Raw genomic sequence first — 18,983 nt, forward strand, 5'->3', positions numbered from 1 at the left:
TTCTAACGCGCTGGACATGAGGAATTCTTGGCTTTGGCTCGTCCATGGTGCCTGTCGCGGATCTTCTGAAGTGCCTCGTTGCGTCGCTCGTCGGCAACAGCTTCGGCAGGTTGATAGCGGCGCGGCTGATCGGCGGCGTTTCCGCCGGCGAACGCCTGGTTTTTCGGGGGTAAGGAATTCACCCACTCGTCGATCTGGTTTCGATTCCAGCGCGCAACGGCAGCGCCGAGCGCGACCGCCGGCACGGGGCAAACCCTACGGAAGGTCACAGGGGAGAGGTCCAGATAGGCGCAGACCTGCTCAAGGCTCAGCAGCAGGGGCCATGCGTTCAGCACCTGAACCTTCCGCTGTGCAGAAGCGTCCAAGCAGCGTGCGCCCAAAGAGGGATCGTCGCCAAGCATCGAGCAGAGTCCACGGAAAATCCCGCCTTTCGGCTGGATCGTTTCCGCGCCTCACTCGAATTTGCACAGGGCTGGCACGTTTTGCCCTGACGCAGCTGGGTTCGCGGGTCTCAGCGCTACTGCCCAGCGGGATCTGTTTCCGTCGACCCCGAATTCGTTCCAACACCGCGGCGGCCGAGCGCGAAGCTCGGCAACCAAGACCCTCCGGTTTTTATCTCCATGCGGCCACCGGCGGCCACACAGGGTTGCCCATAAGCTTCGAGCACGCGGCAACATGCGCTTTCCATCGGAAGTCGAAGGGGCGGGGTATCCCAGTGTGTGGAGGAATCCCGCTGGCCTTCGACCGCGACCCGAATCGATCTCGATGCATTCAGAACGTAGCACGAACGGCAGTTTCCCCGAAGCCGCCGTCCAGAGTGTCAGGCCTGTCGCCGGTAGCCTTGGTTAACGGAAACCCATCCCCAGGCCGGGCGATCATTGGCCGCGTCTCGGACGACGAATTCGTGGACGATGCGCTCGATGATTGTCAGCAGGCGCCCACCGTCGAGGCGGGGCTTGAAAATGTAGAGTTCGTCGGCACGGCTGACGCGCTCTCCCTCACCGGTATTGTAGCCGGTGAGGCGGATGGCGTCGCGCGGGTCAAGGTTGAGATCGGCGCAGTGCCGGCGGCCGGCAGGAGACGAGATCCAGCGAGGCAGAGAAGCCGCGCTAAGCCGCTCATGGAGCTCCTTCTCGAATGCGATGAGGGAAAGCCCCTTCGGTAGGAGGACGCGGATGACGCGCGAGCGCGCCTCGACGGGAGCGCCCGGGAGCGGCTTGCGCGAGGGATGGATGAGGACGAGGCGCCAGTTGTCGTAACCCGGATCGCAGGCAAGGCCCGCTTCGGCCTCGTACATGCCGGCGTAGCGCTCGAGGTTGATGTCCTCGATCCGGGCGAGCGCGTTCTCGGCCGCGGTCGCGGAGATCTTGAACAGCGGCAGGGCGAAGCGCCGCGCCAGGCCGTGGAGGCCGCTCGGCTGGTCGGGCGCCTTCAGCGTGTCGCCGGAGCCGGCGACATAGACATAGGCGACATGGCCGGGCTGGTAGGCCTCGGAGAACCCGGCATCGAGAAAGGCGCGCTCCGGAAGCGGCGCGAGCTTCCTGCCGCCGATCGCGGGCCAGCGCGTCTCGACATAGTGCGTGACGGCGGCCGTGCTGCCCTCCTCGCGGATGCGGCGGCGCGTCGCTGGAGTAACGTGGCCCTCGCTGCTGGTCGTGTTCATCATGGTTTTTGTTTCCTGTCGTCTCGGGCTTCCCGGGGGGTATTCCCGTTCTCGCCTCATTCCCGTTCCCTCTCTCCCTTCTCGACCGGCCGGATGAACCCGATTGGCCTCCTCGCGCCCTCCTTCCCTCCGAGGAGGACCTGCTCGGCCCCGCGGATATCCGCAGCGACGAGATGCCGTCGGCCGGCCTTGCAGGCGAAGCCCATCGCGATGTCCCAGAGGCGCGAAAGCATGCGCGGATTGTGAGCCGCAGTGGCCTGGAACAGCGCAACCTCGGGCTCGGCGAACCTGCCGCCGACTCGCAGGTTCGCCTCGTGGAAGATGCTCTTCTGGATGGCGATCATTTCTGCGGGCTTGGGCTCGATCGTGAACACGATCAGCCGGTCGACGATGCTGGTCGGCAGCGGTTCCAGGCTGTTTGCCGTCGCGAACCAGAAGATGTGGTCGGCCCTGATCGGCAAATCGACGAACTCGTCGACGAAGCGGGCGGCGTTCTCGCGCTCGAGGAGGGAGTGCAGGACATTCGTCGGCGTCTCGGCCGGATTGATAGGCGAGGCCTTCTCGATCTCGTCGATGACGATGAGGGGCGAGGCATGGCTGCCCTCGATCAGGAGTTTTGCGACCTTGCCCGGTCCGGACGCCCGCCAGACCGGCGTCAGCCCGGAGAACGCCGAACCGCGGTCCGTCATCAGGTTCATGGCGATGACCTCGGAGGACACGTCGAGCACCTCGGCGAGCTTGCGGGCATAGAAGGTCTTCCCCGTGCCCGGAGGTCCGACGACCACGGCGGGATCGAGCCGCAGTGGCGTCCCGGTCGTAGCACTGAGCCCCGCGGCCCTGACGATCCAGGCGGTGACCTCGCTGAACTGCGGACAGATCGCATCGAGGCTGGCGAGACGATCGATCATGACGTCGTCTGGGATAACGAGCTTGCGCCAGGGCCCGCGCTCGTCGGCATACATCCTGGTCCAGAGCCGGACCTGGCGCGCCTGACCTGCATCCTCGTCGTTATTGGCCTCGGCCGGGTCTCCGACGAAGCCGTCTCCATGGCCGAGCCGACGAGCCAGTCGCTCGGCATCGTAGAGTTCGATCGCGGGACCGGCCGTCTGATCCGGGCCATCAGCGCCGATCTCGGCGGCATCGGCATGTTTGGTTATCGTGAGCGCGCCATCAGGACGCTGGTCCCGCAGATGGCCAAGCAGGAACTGAAGATTGAGCATGCGCCGGTGCTCGAAGAGTTCGGCGGCGGGAGACGGACTGCTTGTCATCACCGGCCTCACAGCTCGACACCGCCGAGGACGGTCACGAAGCGCCCGCTCTGCTTGGCGATGCGGCGTCCGACTCCGAGCGCGATCTCGACCGCGGCACGCATCGGATCGGGATCGGCTGCACGTTCGGAGATGAGCCGCTCGACCTCCATCTTCACGATCAGGTCGTCGGAGCTGCGTGCCGGCCAGAGACCGATCCGGCAGAGGCGGGCATAGGCGAGGATCAGCGCACCGCGCCGGGCGCCGTACCAGAAGGGAGATGGTGGCTCGGCCTGCGACCAGGCTTCGACGCTCGCGAACAGCGTCCTCACCTCATCGAGCAGGAGAGCGAGATCCGGCGGGTCGTCGAACCAGGCCTCCAGCGCCATCCCGTGATCGAGGTGATAGACCTCGGGCGGGGTGCTGTCGCCGGCACCCGATTGCGGCAGCACGGCACCGCTGAAGCGCTGGGCGGCCTCCTCCATGCCGCGCGGCACGCGCGCGCCGATCACGAGACGCGGGTGGCTGTCGGCGAAGGAGCGCCGCAGCGCGCGCTCCATCAGCTTGGCATCATGGACACCGTCACCCTTGCGATACTGCTCGCCTCGCTCCTTCGCGAGCATGGCCCTGGCGAAGTGGTCCTCGGGCGAGGCAGGCGGGACCAGCAGCATCGCGATCTCGCCGGCATGGGACAGGAGCGCAAGCGCATTGCCGATGTCGACCATGTACTCCAGCGCCGAGGGATCGGCGTCGGCGAGGGTCAGGAAGCGCTGATATTCCTGGGCGTGAAACAGAGCCCTTTCGCGCAGGTCGAGAAGCGGCGGTAGCCGTTCGAGAAGAGCAGCATGGCGCTCGACGTCGTCCGGCATGTCCGGCAGGAGCCCCTCAAAGGCGGCGAGCTCGTCGGTGACCTGCACGCTGTCGGTGGTGAAGACGAGGTCGCGCAGGGTCGGTGCGGTGGTGTCGGTCATGGCCTTGAACCTGTTTCCCTGGGGTCGGCTCTTCCGCCCCTTCACCGCTTCGCGATCGCCATGCCGAAAGGCGCGCCGGGGAGGCGCGCCCTTGCGTTCTCAGCATCAGGAGCTGGAGCGCGCAGATCAGTCGCGGTCGGTGACAGTCCGCCCGAGCTCGACCGCCCATTCGATCGCGGCCCGCATGGGATCGGGATCACGGGCGCGCGGTGCGATCAGGTCGAGGGCGGCCTGCTTGACGGCGTGGTCGTCGTCGTCGAGTGCCCGGCACACGCCGATCCGGGCGAGCCGGCCATAGGCGAGAAGCTCCGCCCCCCGGATGGCATCATCGAGAAGCGAAGAATCCGCAATCTTGCCCTGGAGGCGCCGCCAGACATCAACCTGCCGCAGCAGCGTGCGTGCACCGTCGAAGACGTCGGCGAGGTCGACCGGCGTCGCGAGCCAAAGCTGCAGCGACCGGGCCATCGCGACCGGATAGGCCGCGGGCTCGCCCGCCGCAGCGCTGAGGCAGCGCTCCGCCAAGATCTTCGGCAGCCTGGCCGGCCTCATGCCGTCTTCGCTGAGCGCGACGAAGTCGTCGCCGCACATCCGGCTGACGCGATGGGCGATGTGAGGCTCGCCCGATCGACGCGCCTGATGGCGCAGGGCGCGGCGCAGATCGGCGCGGGCGCGATAATCCGCCTCGCTGCGCGGCGCGATCAGCATCGTCGCGACATTGCCGGCATTGATCAGGATCGCCCAGGCCTGGACAGCATCGGATTTGAGGTCGTCGACCGTGAGGGTGCCGGCGCCGAGGGCCATTAGCAGGTCCTGGATCTGCGCGGCATGGAAGCGGGCTCGTGCCCGGATAGGTAGGAGCGAGGGGCGCTCGCGCCAGACCGAGGCGCACCGCCGAAGACCGGATTGATCCTCGTCGCCGAGGAACTCGAGAGCCTCGAGCTCGTCGACGACGCCGGCGAGCGGGAGGTCGGCGGCGGCCGAACGCCAGGCCGCCGCGATGTCCGGGTTATTGCTGATCTTCACGGGAATGCTCTTTCATGAGGGGTGATCTGCTGTCCGCAGCGCCCTTCCCCTGTCTCTCTTCCTCATTTGCGTGGACCAAACGCGAAGAGGCGGCACCGCGCGGCGCCGCCCCTTCCTTGGAAGACCTCTGGTGAGTTCGCCTAGAACTGGCCTAGACGATCGGAATCCAGTCCGGCTCGCGCACGACCGTCGCGGTCGGACGCCAGCCATGGGCGGGCCAGGCGGCTTCCGTGAACAGATGGCGGATCGTCGCCTGCATGTGCGCGGGATCACCGCGGCTGGCGCGCGCGTTGATGACGGTGACTAGGCGCTCCTTCGCCTGCGCCTCCGGCGAATGCTTCAGCGCCGGCCAGATCGCAATCTGCGCCGCGGCCATGTAGGCCAGGATGAGCGCGCCCTCGCAGGCCCAGCGCAGATCGCGCGCGCCATCTTCCGCCTGCCGCGCCAGAACCCGCAGGCGATCGGCGATCGCGAACATCTGCTCGACACGAGCGAGCCGGCCTTCGAAGGGAGGCTCCGCCTTCAGGAACAGGCCCCAGCGGGCGATCTCTCGAGGCGAGAGCAGGACGTCCCCGGCCGAGGGCGGGGTCAGATCGACGAGATCGAAGTGCCGGATCGGCCAGTGCGCCAGGCCCCGATCATCCTGGGAGGGGGCCGCGGGCCCCGGCGGCACGATCAGCGGGTCTACCGCATAGGCGGCGCGCTGAAGCCGGATCCGGGTCGCGCTCGCGGCATCGAGCATAGCGGCCTCGCCACGCTCGGCATCGTCACCGTGGAGCGCGTCGGCCTCGGCAAGCGCCATCTTGGCATGGGCATCGCGAACGGTGTCGCAGGGCCAGATCGCGACGATCGCGCTGCAGGAGAGTTTTGCGATGGCGAGCGCGACCCAGGCCCGGTTTTGCGGATCGGGGTGGTCGCTGCCGATCAGCAGCCGGCGAGCCTCATCGCCACAGCGCTTCGCGTCGATGGCGACAGCTTGAAGGTCAGGCGCGCTGCGCCGGAATGCGATCAGCTCCGCGACCGACGGATCGTCACTGACGCTCTCTGTGATCGCCGCCAAAGGATCACGGATGGGCTCGGCCGGACCATCCTGGCCACCGGGATGTGCATTGTCGTGCGGCGCCAGCGGGCCGCGAGAGTCGTTCCTGGTCATGTCTGCTTTCTCATGTGGGTCATAGCCCTGTCGGCTACGTCCTCGTCCGGCCCCTGGAATCGCGAGAGGGCACCGCGGTCCGCGGCGCCTCTCGGGATGTTCGGAATCTGCTCCGGTCCTGATCAGAGCGGCTTGAAGCGGCCGGCCGTGTCCTGCTGCATGCGACGCAGTTCTTTCAGGCGATCGGCCATCGCGGCGGCGAACATCACGATGTCCCGCAGGCGTTCTTCGACCAGGCGCTCCGCCATATCCTCGATCCGGGTTCGGAGGGGCTGGTCTCCGGCCGTGACCGCGTCGATCAGGCAGGCGCGCGACAGATCGGCGGCCGCCAGCAGGTTCGCGCCGTTGCAGGCGCGCTGAAGCCGGTCGAGACGCTCGCGATCGAGATCAGCATCCTCTTCAACCGCCCGCGCGAAGCGGTCGGCGTCGTCGAGCTGCAAGGCCGCGCGGTCGACCAGGATCGAAGGTGGCGCTTGGTCGCGCAGGAAGGCCATCAGGCTGAGACCTTGCTCCAGGCCGAGGACCGTCGGGCGACCGTCACGCGCGTCATCGGGGGTGGGCACTGCGGCCACATGGAACACCGTCTCGACGACTTCGACGTCGCCGACATCGCCATGCGCGAAGGCTTTCCGAGCGGCAGCGGCGAAGTCGGCATCTCCACCGACTGCCGCAATGACGTCACCGAGGACGCGTCGCCGCGCCGCGAAGTCGACGGCCAAGCGTGGCGGCGCCAGCGCGACCGTGATGGTCGAGGCCGCGTTCAGGAGCGACAGTCCGACGAGCATGTCGAGGTAGTAGACAACCTGCGCCCGTTCGGAGGTGCCGGCGAGCGCGAGGAAGCGGGTGATCTCGACAGCGTGTCCGATGGCGCGCTCGGTCATGTCGCCAACTGGATAAGTCTCGGCGGCGAAGCTGGCGTAGCCCCTTTCCGCGCCCGCCGATAGCGACAGGCGGTCGGTGAAGACGGCGAGGTCGTCGGTGACGTGTCGGAGCGGCAGTTCGAGCTCGATGTCGGCGAGGGAGGGAGAGGAGATGGTCTTCATGTCAGTCGTCCCAGTTCCTTGGGGGTGACAGCCACGTGGCTGCGCTTTCCCTCGGTCCTGGAATCGAGAAAGGCGTCCGATGCCGGACGCCTCCCTCGTGCTTTCCTATCCGGCCGACTCAGACCAGCTCGTTCCAGTCGAACTGCAACCTGTCGCGCGCATCGTACGGCAGAGTCTTGATCCACGCCGCCTCGGCCGTGATGTGTCGAACTGCCGACTGCATGGAAGGCGGGTCGCCAGCTTCGCCGCGCCTGTTGATCAGCGCGACCACCTGCTTCTTGGTAGCCAGCGCGTCTCGGTTGTGGACAGGCCAGATCATGACCTGGCAGGCGGCGAGGTATCCCATCAGGCGCGCCCCCTCGGCGGCTACCATCAGCTCGCTGGCGTTGACGGGACCGCGCCCGGCGAGTTCGAGCAGGCGGTCGCAGGTCTCGAACATTTTTGCCGCGCGCTGCACGAGTAAGCCGAGATCCGGGGCGGATCGGGCGAACCGGCTCCATTCGACCACCTGCCTGTCGGCGAAGGCGGGAACGCCGCCTCGAAGAGGAAGTCCCTCGACGAGATCGAAGCGCTCGAGCGGCCAGCTTGCGAGTCCACGATCATCGGACTGCGGCGCAGCTGGCGCCGGCGGCAGGATCAGAGCTGGCACTGCGAATGCCCCGCGTCGCCAGCGGATCCGCCGGGCGGTCTGCGCCTCCATGCTGCCGCCGAAGTCCTTTTCGCGGCGATGCAACTGCACGCCCGTTCTCGCGTCGAGCGCGAGCTTTGCCTCGGCCGCGTCGAGGTCGTCTGCCGGCCAGAGCGCGACGAGCGCGATCAGGCTGATGCTCATGATCTCGAGCCCGCCGCAGACGGCCTCACCGACCTCGTCGCCACTCTCTCGCGCGAGCCAGACCCGGAACTCCTCAGAATGGAGGTTCTTGGCGTTCCGCGCAGCATTCTTGAGATCGAGCGGCTGGCGCCTGAACGCCACCAGCTCGGCGACGCTCAGATCATCGCCCGCAGCGATCTCCATCGCCACCGTGATAGGATCGCGCAGGGTGGTCTCCGCCGTCTTGTCGATCGCTTTGCTGCTGCGCGGCGCAAGCGAGCGGCCGCCCTCATTCTTCCTGGTCATGTCGGGTACTTTCATCGGGGTTACAGCCATCCCGGCTGCGCTTTCCCTCTCGATCCCAACATGGAAAAGGCGCCCGGTGGGCGCCTTCGTCGTCAGGGCAGATGGTTTTGGGTTCAGGCCGCCAGCTGGAAGTACTGGCTGCGCTGACGGAGCCACCGTTCGATCTCGTCCAGATGAGCATGTTTGCTGACCTCATCCTCAGCGAGACCCGCACGCAGCTCGGCAACCTGCCGCAAAGCCCCTTGCAGAGTCAGCCACGGCACCTCGGCGTCGGTGGTCAGTCGCTCGCGTAGCCAAGCCTGGCCCTTTTGCCAAGCGACCGGGGACATCGACTGCGGAGCCTCCAGCAGCATCAGTCGGTTCGCAAAAGCTTTCAGCCGCTCATCCGTGAACTGCGCGGCAATAGCCGGGCGATCCTCCCATGGCGAAGCGTTCCAGCGGGCGCTCAGCCGCGCGTCCTCGTTCGAGAGGAAGCCGCCGCCGTAGAGGCTGGCTTCCGGGTAGGGCGAAGGCTCGCGATCGGCGAAGCGATTTGCCATGGCGACTGCGACACTGGATCGGAAGCCGGCATGATCGCGAATGCGGGCGGCGCGCTCGTGGTAGAGTGCCTCATCGCGCTGCTCGGGTGGCAGGGCATTGCAGCCCTGCGCATAGGCCAGCAGGATCGGCTGGGCATTGGTCCGCACCAGCCTGATCGGGCGCGGGCCCGGGCCCGACATAAGCTTTGTGACCTCGTCCGCGCTGCCGTCGAGATAGCTGGCCGGGTCGATGGTGAGATCGACAGTCGCCCAGGAGGTTGCGACAGTCGGGTTCGCCACGACGCCAACCACGGGGGTCAGCTTCGCGGCGCCGCCGAGGAGCAGAACCTCGCCGCCGGCAAGTAGCCGGTTCGGGATGGCCTTGTCGGCGAGGCTCAGCATCATCGCGACCGTTGCAGGTGCGATCTGGCGCAGGTGCCGGAACAGGGCCATTGTCGCTCGGGTATCGCCGAGCGCATCATGTGCTTCGTGCTCGGCGAGCGCGATGCCGTTCGCCCTGCAGATGTCGCCGAGCTTGAAGCTCGGCTTGCCAGTTGGGCCGACCGGCACGGTGATGGCAGAGGGTTCCAGCATCGCGACGGCCCGGGTCATCGTCAGGAGGTCAGCCCGGCGATGACCGCCAAGCTGGGTCGCATAGGGCGGGAGGAGATGGGTGAAGAACGCGTGCCGGAGCATTTCCTCATCGAACCGGATGGTGTTGTAACCGATCACGGTCGACGGCGCCCAGGCAGACAGCGCCTTTGCGATGGCGGTGAGCATTTCCGTGCTCGACATCGGTGCCTGCTCGAGCTGGGCGGGACCGATACCGGTGGTCAGCAGCGCTCCCGGCGCGGGCACGATATGGGCCGGAAGCCGGCAGCGCAGCGAGAGCTCGCTGAGCGGCACGAGATTGTCGTCGCAGTGGATCAGGGCCGCCTGGAGCGGCACGTTCCACAGTGGCTCCAGGCCGGAGGTTTCGAGGTCGTAGACGATGTAGGACATGACCGCCTCTCAGTGCCGGCTCGTCGTGCCGGCCTCGATCGGCAGCTTTCTGAGATTGATGCCGAGCTTACGCGCATCGACATGCATGGCGGTCTCGACCATAACCGCCGCATGAGAGCGCTCCGTCTCGTCCTCCTGGAAGATCATCGCCTCATAGGTCGTGATCTTGCGCTCGAGGTCCTCCTCACTGCGCGCGGGCAGCTCGGCAATCATGAAGGCGAAGAAACGCGCCTGTTGCCTGGCGCCCTCGGCGAGCTGTCGGCCGTTGAGACCGCCGAACTCGACATGGATCTTATCCCCCTCCTGCTCCAGCAGCATCGCATGGGCCGTCGAGAGCTGCCACAGCAGGAAGTACCGGGCGGCATTGTCGCCAAGCTGCACGTAGGTGCGCTGGTAGCGTCCCAGATCCGCGGCCGTCAGGCGCGTCTCGTCATCGGCGGCAAAGGCCGCCCCATTCGTCCTGCTCATCAAACTTACCCGTTCTGGCATGACCCGGAACGGCGCGTCTGCTCATGTTCTCAGGGGTTCCCAAAATGGGTTCCGATCACATTATCTTTCTGGAGGCGTCCAATGTGCAGGTTTGGCCGATTGTGTTGAAGAAGTCGGCGTTGGCGCGCTGTCGGTCGCGGCTTGACGCATTGTTGAGAGGGCGTCCGCCCTCATGCCGGCCAGGGTTGGGCTCTTATCGGCATCAGCTTCGCCATTTTCCTGAGGTTCTGGGCGGTGGCTGCGAGGAGGAACTCGTCGCGGGCGCCGCATGGCCCTCGTAGGCGCAGGCGGTCGCGGACGTGACGGACGCCGTGAGGGCGCTGCGCTGGCAAGGCTCCGCGGCGTCCCCGCCACTCGCGGTGCCGCGCTCCGGCGACATCTGAGCGGACTTGGCGCCTCGACGGGGCGTTATCTCGCCGCCTCGGAGCGGGCCCGCGAGGCCGTCGATCGGATCGAGGCGGCCGCGATGGCCGATCGGGTACGCCAGTGGGCGATTTGGGGGAAGGCCGACTTGTGGGGAATTCCGCTGAGGTGATGGAAGGGGCTTAGGCTTCGGCACAAATGATTAGGGTTTATCCAGCGTAAGCGCTAGCTACGGTTGTGCCCTCACGTTCTAATGCCCCCAAAAGCGGGGGATTCGCGAATGTCCGGCCAACATCCGGGTGCCTTGTGGCGGCGCGTAGACTTGCAGTGTCATACGCCGCGTGACGCTGGATGGACGGGATCGGACGGCATCCCGGCAGCCGATGCGGCAGGGCTGGCCGCCCGCGACGCCTGGGCTGACACGTTCATGGCGGTGGTCCGCGAAAAAGGTCTATCCATCGTTGCCGTCACTGATCATCACGACGTTGCCATGCTGCCGCATGTCGTCGGGGCCGGTCGCCGCGCCGGTGTGCTCGTCCTGCCGGGCGTCGAAGTCACCTGCCGCGACAGCGTTCAGGTCCTTGCGATCTTCGATCCGTCGACGCAAGCGGAGGACTGGATGCGATTCCTGGGCAAGCTGCCCGGCGTGCGTGTAACGGATCACGCGCTCGCCAGAGTTGGGCCATTGACGGAATGCGGCTTGACGGTTGCCGACTTGTTCAAGGCGGTCGCCGAGGACGTAACGCTCGCCCCCGTGACGATGCTGTTACCGCACTTCGGCTCCCCGACCGCCTACAAGTCGCTGAACGAGCCTCCGACCGAGAACCATCTGAACGTGACGGGCCATGCGTCGCGCGCCCGGGACCTTCCGCACGACGCCGTCTACATCGAATGCGAGCATGGTGCGCTCGACGGTCCGACGCTCGACAAGATTCAGGGCAGGATAGCCGACTGGGGCACCCGACGCCGTGCGATCGTCGCAACGGGCGATAGCAAGCGCCCAACCTTCGAGCGGCTGGGCGCCCACGAATGCTGGATCAAGATCGGCGAGGAAACGCTCGAAGGGTTCCGACAAGCGTTCCTGGCGGACGAGGCGCGCATCGCCTACGTCCCCCCGCAACGGCCTTCCGAGCACATCGTCGGGATCGAGATCAAGTCGAAGCTGACCGGTGCCGAACCCGTTCGGATCTCCTTCAACGACGGATTCAACGCTTTCATAGGCGGCCGCGGCTCGGGCAAGAGCGCCGTCTTGGAATATCTCAGGTTCGGACTAGGGAAGTCGGACGAGGACCTGGAACAGGACGACCTCAAGCCGCGCAAGCCGCGGACGCGCGAAGCCGAGCTCATCACGGACACCCTAGGCGATGGCTACGTCATCGTATCGCTCGAACGGAACGGCGTCGCCGAAACCTGGACCCGGCACGGCAGCAAGCCGGAGAAGATCCTGCTGACGATCGCCGGCGAGGAGGAGGAGATGACGGTCCAGGAGGCGCAGCGCCGTTTCCCGGCCCGGGCCTTCGCGCAGAAGGAACTCTCGACGACGATGCTCGACCCAGAGGTCGCCGCCGACAACATCACCGGCATTGCGGCCGCGGAGGCCATCCAGGAGCGCCGTCGCATCGACGGGGAGATGAACGACGCGAAGCGCGCGGTCGCCAAGGCCCTCATCGACGCCGCCGCCTACTGGCAGGCCAGGCTCGACCTGACGCAAGCCGACCACATGGTATCGGACGTTCGGCGGCGGCAGGCGGCGCTCGGCGAGCAGATGGCGAGCGGCGGCGTGACGCCCGACGACATGAAGACCATCGCGGACGCCCAGGCCTTCGATCGGACCGCCAAGTATCTCGACGACGTCGACGCTCGCGTCGCGGCCGATCGGCAGCGCCTGATCGCGCTTCGGGATTCGCTTCTGGCCATGCCGGCCTCGACCCAGCCGGATCTCGCGGATTTCCCTGAGGTAGGCCCCGTCGCCGCTGCCGTCGAAGCGGCGCGGGCTGGGGCGTGCAACGCTCTCGATCAGGCCGTGGCGCTCCTCGACGGAGTTGGCGTGACCTCCGCCGAGGCGCGCGTCGGCTTTGACGTCTCGCGATCCTTCTTTCATGAGCGCTACGAGCAAGCCAAGCGTCGGCAAGCGGCGCACGGCGCGCTCATCGCCGAGAACGAGAAGCTCGACGGCCAGATGCGGGAGGTCGCCGCGACCCGGTCCAAGGCGGCGCAGACCGAGCTCGACCGGCGCGACGCCCTCGCAGCCCTAGACGCCGCGGCGGCAAGCCTGAGAGCTTTGGTCGAGGCGCGGAGGGCCGTCCTGAGGGGTTCCGCCGAACGGATCGCGGAGAAGTCCGCGGGGTCGCTGAAGGCGAAGGTCGAGCGTGACAGGAACCCGGTCGACGCCAACGCCGCCCTATGCGCGCTCTTCGAGGGCAGCCGTTTCCGCGACACCGAGATGCACTGCGAGGAATGGGTGCGTGCGGTCTTCGCCCCCGACGCGGAGGATTGGCCGGCGCTCTGCTCGGGCCTGCTCGACGCCTACCGGGACAAGATCCTCGCCGGCAACCCCTCGGAGCCGGGCGTGGAGGCGGCGGCGCAGCTTCGGGCCGTACTGTTCGGCGGGAGGGTCACGCTGACGCCGCAGCAGTTGGCGCGGGTCTACGCCAACCTGACGGACCAGACGCTGGCCCAGGTCTTCGCGGCGACCCCTCGCGATAGGATCGCGATGACCTATGTCGCGGGCAGGCAGAGCATCTCATTCGCCAAGGCCTCGCCGGGACAGCAGGCCTCGGCCCTGCTGAGGCTCCTCCTCGGACAGTCGGCAGGGACGCTGATCGTCGACCAGCCTGAGGACGACCTCGACAACAAGGTCATGATGGAGATCGTCCGACTGATCCGCTCATCGAAGGGGCATCGACAGATCCTCTTCGCGACCCACAACCCGAACCTCGTCGTCAACGGGGACGCCGATAAAGTGGTCGTGATGCGCGCGACCGTAGCCGAGGACCGACCGGGGGCCGAGGACGCCCGCATCAATGTGGAAGCGGACGGCGCCATCGAGACGCCGTCGATCCGGGAGGCGATCACCACCATCATGGAGGGTGGCCTGGACGCTTTCGATCTTCGGGCTCGAAAGTACAGGGTCGAGGGACACGGACCTCGGATTTCACCATAGTTTTGCCTGGCCCGGTTCATGTTGGGCCGCTCGCCGCAGCGGAGCGGTTAGTCCGCTGCAAATGGCCAGTGCAAAGCTCCTGCCTGCGGGCGGTCGTCTGACACCTATTGGTGAACTTCAAACCTGTGTCATGCTTAGGCTGAGGCTACGATTCGCGGATCGGGCAGCCGTTTGGGGGTAGTCGTGGCGTTCAGATACATCGGATCCAAGCTCAGGCTCGCCCATGCGATCGTGGAGCAGGTTGGTCGTCCGAACCACGGTCGATTTGTCGACGTGTTTTGCGGCACCGGAGCGGTGGCAGAGGTGGCCGCCCGATCGGGGTGGCCCGTCCATCTAAACGATCATCTCAAGAGCGCCACGACGATCGCCGCGGCCCGTTTGGTGTCCTCACGCCAGGCCCAATTCACCTCATTCGGGGGATACGCGGGAGCGGTTCGGGAGATGAACGCCGTCAAGGGGCGGCGCGGTTTCGTGTGGAGCGAATACAGCCCGGCGTCCGCGAAGCATGCGGGCGTCGAGCGGCGTTACTTCAGCGAGGGCAACGCCCGGAAGATCGATGGCATGCGTCTCGCGTTGGAAAGCTGGTACGCAGGGGGCCGCTTAACCGAAACAGAGCATTTGGTGCTGCTGGCGGATCTCCTCGGAGCAACAAATAAGGTGGCGAACACGGCCGGCACCTACGGGTGTTTCATGTCGCGGTGGCAGCCACAGGCCCTTCAAGTCATAGAGATCCTTCCCCGATTGATGCCGATAGAAGCTCCCCCATTCACGGTGACCTCGCTGGACGCCACCGACGTCGAGTGCCGGACAGAAGACGTTGTCTATCTCGACCCACCCTACACGAAACGCCAGTACGCAGCTTATTACCATATCCTGGAAACTATCGCTCTCGGCGACGCTCCCGACGTGACCGGCGTGGGGGGGATCAGGCCATGGAGGGACAAAGCTTCCGACTATTGCTATCGAACCCGCGCTGTCGGAGCACTTAGGGATCTCGTCGCCGGAATCCCTTCCAGGCGGGTGCTGCTTTCCTACAGCGACGAAGGGCACGTGCCGCTCGATGAACTCGAAAGCGTTCTATCCCCGCTTGGCCGGGTGGTCGTAAAGCCGCTGATGAGCATAGGGCGATACCGCCCGAACGCGACGGCAAGCCGTCGCGGATCGGCTGTCGAAGAGGTCCTGATCTGCATCGATCGGGCGGCCGCAGGATTTGAGGTAGCGGCATGACGAAGTTCCGAACAGCCGAGGAACAGCGGCTGGCCACAACTCAAAAGCTGGTCGATGCGCACGTCGCGAAATTGGGAGGTCGTGCCGACGAGGCCCGATTCCAGTTGCTGGAGGCGACGGCATGCCGCCTCGGGGGTTTCGATCTCGATGGCTACTTCGAAGCTTTCGGACGACGTCCAGTGTCAAAGAGCGCAAAGCTGCTTGATATCGCGCGCGGGGTCGTCGAGAAGATCGATGCCTCGGGCATCCCACCCGCGCTCGCACTGAGCGCGCTCGCACGGGAAAGACTCGATAGCTCCAGGCAGCGGGCCGATGGGGCATATCACACGGATTATCGCTTGGCTCTCCGACTGGCATCCCACGTCAGGGATGCGTTGGTACCGGGTGCCAAAGTGGTCGACCCGGCCTGCGGAGCCGGTATCCTGCTCGCCGCGACGTCGCTCGCGGCCTGCGGCCCCGATCGAATACTCGCCGCCGATTGGCTTTCGGAAAGCGTCTATGCGTCCGACATGTCCGAGATGGCGCTTCGAGGTACCCTCATCGCGCTGGCGAGCCTGACCAACGACCTCAACGCACTGCTGAAGATGCGCTCACGGTGGCGCGTCCAGGACAGCCTGCTGGAGCCAAGGCGCAGCTGGGACGCGCTTGCGCCTGGCGGCTTCGACGTGGTGATCGGCAATCCACCTTGGGAGAAGGTGAAGCTGTCTCGGCATGAGTTCGTCCGCGGCCAAGGCGGCGAGCGTCACTACGGGCAATCGTTCGCCGATCTGGATCTCCTCGGTTATGACGCAGGACGTCGAGCTGCGTCTGATAGGTCGACGGAGCTGGCCCGTCGTTATCGCACCCTTGGGGATGGGGAACCAGATCTCTACGTCGCATTCACTGAGCTGATGATCGGTCTCACCAAGCCCGGTGGCACCGGTGCGCTGCTGGTTCCCGGCGGAGTGATCCGCTCGAAGGGCACAGAGGCACTGCGGCGCTTCCTACTCGCCCGATCGAGCGACCTCGAAATCTCGGTGCTGGACAACAAGGCGCGGTTTTTCTCGATCGATACGCGTTTCAAGTTCCTGTCGATCAGCTACAAATCGCGCAGCCCAGGCGCGAGGACCGGCTCTGCGATCTCGCTGTCACATGCCCGCTGGAGCGAAATGGGATTCGAAGCGGGAAACGTCGTCAAGATCCCTCGAAAGCTGCTGGGCGAAGTCCGGCCGGACCTGACCGTTCCCGAAGTGAGGGACGAGACGGAGTGGAAGATCTTCCTGAAGGCGCAGCGAGCCGGCCTGGATATCTCGGACCCGGACAGCCCCTGGTTTCCCCAGTTCTGTCGTGAGGTCGACATGACCCATGCCCGAGGTCAGTTCAGCAAGGCATCGACCAAGAACGCTTTGCCCGTCGTCGAAGGCCGGATGATCCAACCGCATCGTTTCGGCGCGAAGAGATATCTCGGAGGCGAGGGACGCGCGGCGAGATGGTCAATGACGCCGCCCGGATCATCAGGCCTGCATCCTCAGTTCTGGATAGGCAGGGGCTCCCTTGCCCCGTCCGTCGTCGAACGCTCATCCCAGTTGAGGGCGGGCTTCTGCGATATAACGGGGCAGACGAACGAGCGAACGATGATGGCTGCCCTCATCCCTTCCGGAGTGGTTTGCGGCAACAAGGTCCCTACAGTCCTTTTCCCTAACGACCCCGGCGAGGATCGCCTTCGCTTGTGGGTGGCCATCGTCAATAGCCTGCCATTCGACTGGCTGCTGCGACGCGTGGTTACCACCACGGTGAACTATTTCCTTCTGCTGGGTCTGCGCCTTCCATCGATCCAACCCGACACGCTGCCCGGTCGGCGGCTGGTCGAGATCAGCAAAAAGCTGGCCGACCATGATCGCGGCCCGGCGACCTTCGACAATGCATGGCGGATAGCGAAGCTCCGGGCCGAGGCCGACGTGCTCGTAGCGCGGGCGTACGGGCTGGATGATGGCGACTTGCTGCGCATGTTGGAGGATTTTCCGCTGCTCGATCGAGGACAGCCTCTCTCGCCGGCCGACACGCGATCGACGGTGACCCGCGATCTAGTGATGGCCACTTGGTGCAAGGGGCGTCCAGGCTTCGGCGAACCGTGGGCCGCTCGCGTGCAAGCCGCGTTCAATGCGAACGCGATACCATACCTGCCGAGCGAACTTGCAGGATCATTGATGGAGGTCAGGGATGCCAAGTGAGCCGAGCGCCATCGACCATCCCGACCCCGATGGCGTGAAGCGCATCTTGGCGCGCGAGGTTTTGGACGGTGACGTCAGGAAATTCAAGGCGTTGTCGAACGACTCTCCCACGGGCGGTGGAGCACGTGACCTTAGGCTACGGCCGGCCGAAGCGTTCGCGAAATTTCTCGCGCGAATGTTCCCCCAAACGCGACAGGTTTCGCGTCGGGCGAACGTAGGCGTGCAGGGGCAGGTGCGAATTGGCGAGCTGCATTGGAAGGAAAGCCCGAACGGGGAAGAGAAGCGCGCTCCCATCGAAGTTTGGGAACCGACGGCTGCCCGCAAGGGCGAGATGCGACTGGCAAAGGTGCATCGCTATGGCCTAGGTGAAATGGTTCAACGACTCATCGATAGGCAAGCCAACGAGAAGGACGCGGCGGGAAAGATAAGCAGGAAGCGGGAGCACCGGATACTTTTGCTCCTCATCGAGACGAACTCAGGACGGATATACCCCGCTTGCGTGATGGGAGCATCCCTGACGAGCCCGAAATGGCCAGACGATGTGAGGAAATTCCTTAGCACCTGCCTCGATCAAAGCGGGCGAAATGCCGCTTCTGGCTGGCTGGACCTCTCGACGGGCACCTCATATCCTCAGATCGTACCGTCGCCATGACCGGCTCCTTCGACAAGTCTGCGGCATCCTCGATCGTGCTCGCCGCGCTCGCAACTCGCCACAACGTGCTGATCGCGGGCCCGCCGGCCACGGGAAAGACAAGGCTCTTGGCCGAGGTCGCCGATCGTTTCCAGCGTGGTATGTCCCCGCGCGGCCAAGCGCCGACGTTGATGCACGATGACGACGTGCCAATCCAACGCGGCTCCGATCCAGCCTCATATACGGTGCTTCCGTCACCGGGGCGTGCCAACCGTAAGGTTTTCCGGACGGCATTCCATCAAGGTAGCAAGGCGCGGGATTTCCTGACGGGCATCGTGCCGGACCTGCGGTCTGGCGCCACCGCGCAGTTCCGCATCAGCGAAGGGATACTTTATCGGGCCAGCGAGCACGCTCGTCAGGCAGGCGGAGCAGCACTGCTGATCATCGACGAGATCAATCGCGGACCCGCCGTCCAGGTCTTCGGGGGCGCCATCGTCGCCATGGAGGGGGACAAGCGTCTTTCGCCGGATGGGAAGCCGCACCGCCAGACCCAGGTGTTCGATCTGCTGGATCCCGCAACGGGCGCCTTCGTGGAGTACGCACTGCCGCACGACCTCTACATCCTCGGCGCGATGAACCAAGCTGATGTTTCGGTCGAGCCGCTCGACGTCGCCTTTCTCCGCCGATGGGCACCCTACCGTCTGGAGCCGGACGCTTCCGCGCTGCGCGCCGCGCTACATGTTGCGCCTACCCACGTTCCACCCCCCTCACCGGGCTCGCCGGCGGACGTCTACGCGGCGGCGATCCTGGCGTGGGCAGCTGTGAACGACCGCATCGCATTAGGAAGGGGACAGGAGTTCCGGATCGGGCACGGCATCCTCCTAATGGACGAACCAGCCAAAACGGTCGATGCCGCCCTTTTCCACGTCATCACCGCGTGGCAGTCAATTCGGGCACACATCGACGAGGTGTTTTTCGGAGACGTGCGCGGCGTTGCGACTGTGCTGAACGCCACCGCAGGCATGGTCGGCCATGTGTACGAGCTGGCTCAGCGGAACTTCGGCGAGTTGCCCTCCCTAGTGATCGAGGGCCCCGCTGCTCCAGACCGCGAAACGATATACGGGATGCTGCTCGCGGTGGCAGGGGTCGACCCGGGGTGATCG

At 65.7% G+C, this 18,983-nt stretch carries 15 protein-coding genes; 5 read left to right on the forward strand and 10 right to left on the reverse strand.

The genetic code is table 11. From position 1 onward, the window contains the following. Window positions 1–2: 2 nt before the first annotated feature. From NUV79_RS11880 to NUV79_RS11925, 10 genes are all read right to left on the reverse strand, one after another. Window positions 3–401: a helix-turn-helix transcriptional regulator gene (locus NUV79_RS11880; RefSeq protein ID WP_156450885.1), complete on the reverse strand. Its 399-nt coding sequence runs from the start codon at window positions 399–401 to the stop codon at window positions 3–5. A gap of 419 nt (window positions 402–820) precedes the next feature. After that, on the reverse strand, window positions 821–1,666 hold the full coding sequence (locus tag NUV79_RS11885; protein WP_257733299.1) for a hypothetical protein: 846 nt from the start codon (window positions 1,664–1,666) through the stop codon (window positions 821–823). Window positions 1,667–1,719: 53 nt separating this feature from the next. Continuing rightward, window positions 1,720–2,931 carry an AAA family ATPase gene (locus tag NUV79_RS11890; protein WP_082732964.1) on the reverse strand — a complete coding sequence of 404 codons (1,212 nt, stop codon included), beginning with the start codon at window positions 2,929–2,931 and terminating at the stop codon, window positions 1,720–1,722. An 8-nt stretch (window positions 2,932–2,939) separates the two neighbouring features. Further along, window positions 2,940–3,881 carry a hypothetical protein gene (locus NUV79_RS11895; RefSeq protein ID WP_257733300.1) on the reverse strand — a complete coding sequence of 314 codons (942 nt, stop codon included), beginning with the start codon at window positions 3,879–3,881 and terminating at the stop codon, window positions 2,940–2,942. Window positions 3,882–4,007: 126 nt separating this feature from the next. Further along, window positions 4,008–4,904: a hypothetical protein gene (locus NUV79_RS11900; RefSeq protein ID WP_257733301.1), complete on the reverse strand. Its 897-nt coding sequence runs from the start codon at window positions 4,902–4,904 to the stop codon at window positions 4,008–4,010. A gap of 151 nt (window positions 4,905–5,055) precedes the next feature. Further along, on the reverse strand, window positions 5,056–6,057 hold the full coding sequence (locus tag NUV79_RS11905) for a hypothetical protein (RefSeq protein ID WP_257733302.1): 1,002 nt from the start codon (window positions 6,055–6,057) through the stop codon (window positions 5,056–5,058). Between the two features lie 122 nt (window positions 6,058–6,179). Then, window positions 6,180–7,100, reverse strand: a complete 921-nt coding sequence (locus NUV79_RS11910; protein ID WP_067993459.1) for a hypothetical protein — start codon at window positions 7,098–7,100, stop codon at window positions 6,180–6,182. A 118-nt stretch (window positions 7,101–7,218) separates the two neighbouring features. After that, window positions 7,219–8,217, reverse strand: a complete 999-nt coding sequence (locus tag NUV79_RS11915; protein WP_257733303.1) for a hypothetical protein — start codon at window positions 8,215–8,217, stop codon at window positions 7,219–7,221. A gap of 113 nt (window positions 8,218–8,330) precedes the next feature. Beyond that, complete coding sequence (locus tag NUV79_RS11920; RefSeq protein ID WP_257733304.1) at window positions 8,331–9,737, reverse strand: exonuclease domain-containing protein; 1,407 nt, start codon at window positions 9,735–9,737, stop codon at window positions 8,331–8,333. A gap of 9 nt (window positions 9,738–9,746) precedes the next feature. Beyond that, the gene (locus NUV79_RS11925; RefSeq protein ID WP_257733305.1) at window positions 9,747–10,205 is read right to left on the reverse strand and encodes a hypothetical protein; all 459 of its coding nucleotides are present in this window, start codon (window positions 10,203–10,205) and stop codon (window positions 9,747–9,749) included. Between the two features lie 664 nt (window positions 10,206–10,869). Between NUV79_RS11925 and NUV79_RS11930 the strand changes: the two genes are divergently transcribed. From NUV79_RS11930 to NUV79_RS11950, 5 genes are all read left to right on the forward strand, one after another. After that, the gene (locus tag NUV79_RS11930; RefSeq protein WP_257733306.1) at window positions 10,870–13,752 is read left to right on the forward strand and encodes a TrlF family AAA-like ATPase; all 2,883 of its coding nucleotides are present in this window, start codon (window positions 10,870–10,872) and stop codon (window positions 13,750–13,752) included. Window positions 13,753–13,935: 183 nt separating this feature from the next. Beyond that, complete coding sequence (locus NUV79_RS11935; RefSeq protein ID WP_257733307.1) at window positions 13,936–14,979, forward strand: DNA adenine methylase; 1,044 nt, start codon at window positions 13,936–13,938, stop codon at window positions 14,977–14,979. Further along, window positions 14,976–17,189, forward strand: a complete 2,214-nt coding sequence (locus tag NUV79_RS11940; RefSeq protein ID WP_257733308.1) for an Eco57I restriction-modification methylase domain-containing protein — start codon at window positions 14,976–14,978, stop codon at window positions 17,187–17,189. Before NUV79_RS11935 ends, NUV79_RS11940 begins: the two co-directional genes overlap by 4 nt. After that, complete coding sequence (locus tag NUV79_RS11945) at window positions 17,179–17,841, forward strand: hypothetical protein (protein WP_257733309.1); 663 nt, start codon at window positions 17,179–17,181, stop codon at window positions 17,839–17,841. Before NUV79_RS11940 ends, NUV79_RS11945 begins: the two co-directional genes overlap by 11 nt. Next, window positions 17,838–18,980, forward strand: coding sequence for an AAA family ATPase (locus tag NUV79_RS11950; RefSeq protein WP_257733310.1), 1,143 nt, complete (start codon window positions 17,838–17,840; stop codon window positions 18,978–18,980). Before NUV79_RS11945 ends, NUV79_RS11950 begins: the two co-directional genes overlap by 4 nt. Window positions 18,981–18,983: the final 3 nt, after the last annotated feature.

Source organism: Allobosea sp. 47.2.35, from assembly GCF_024655635.1.
Lineage (GTDB): Bacteria > Pseudomonadota > Alphaproteobacteria > Rhizobiales > Beijerinckiaceae > Allobosea.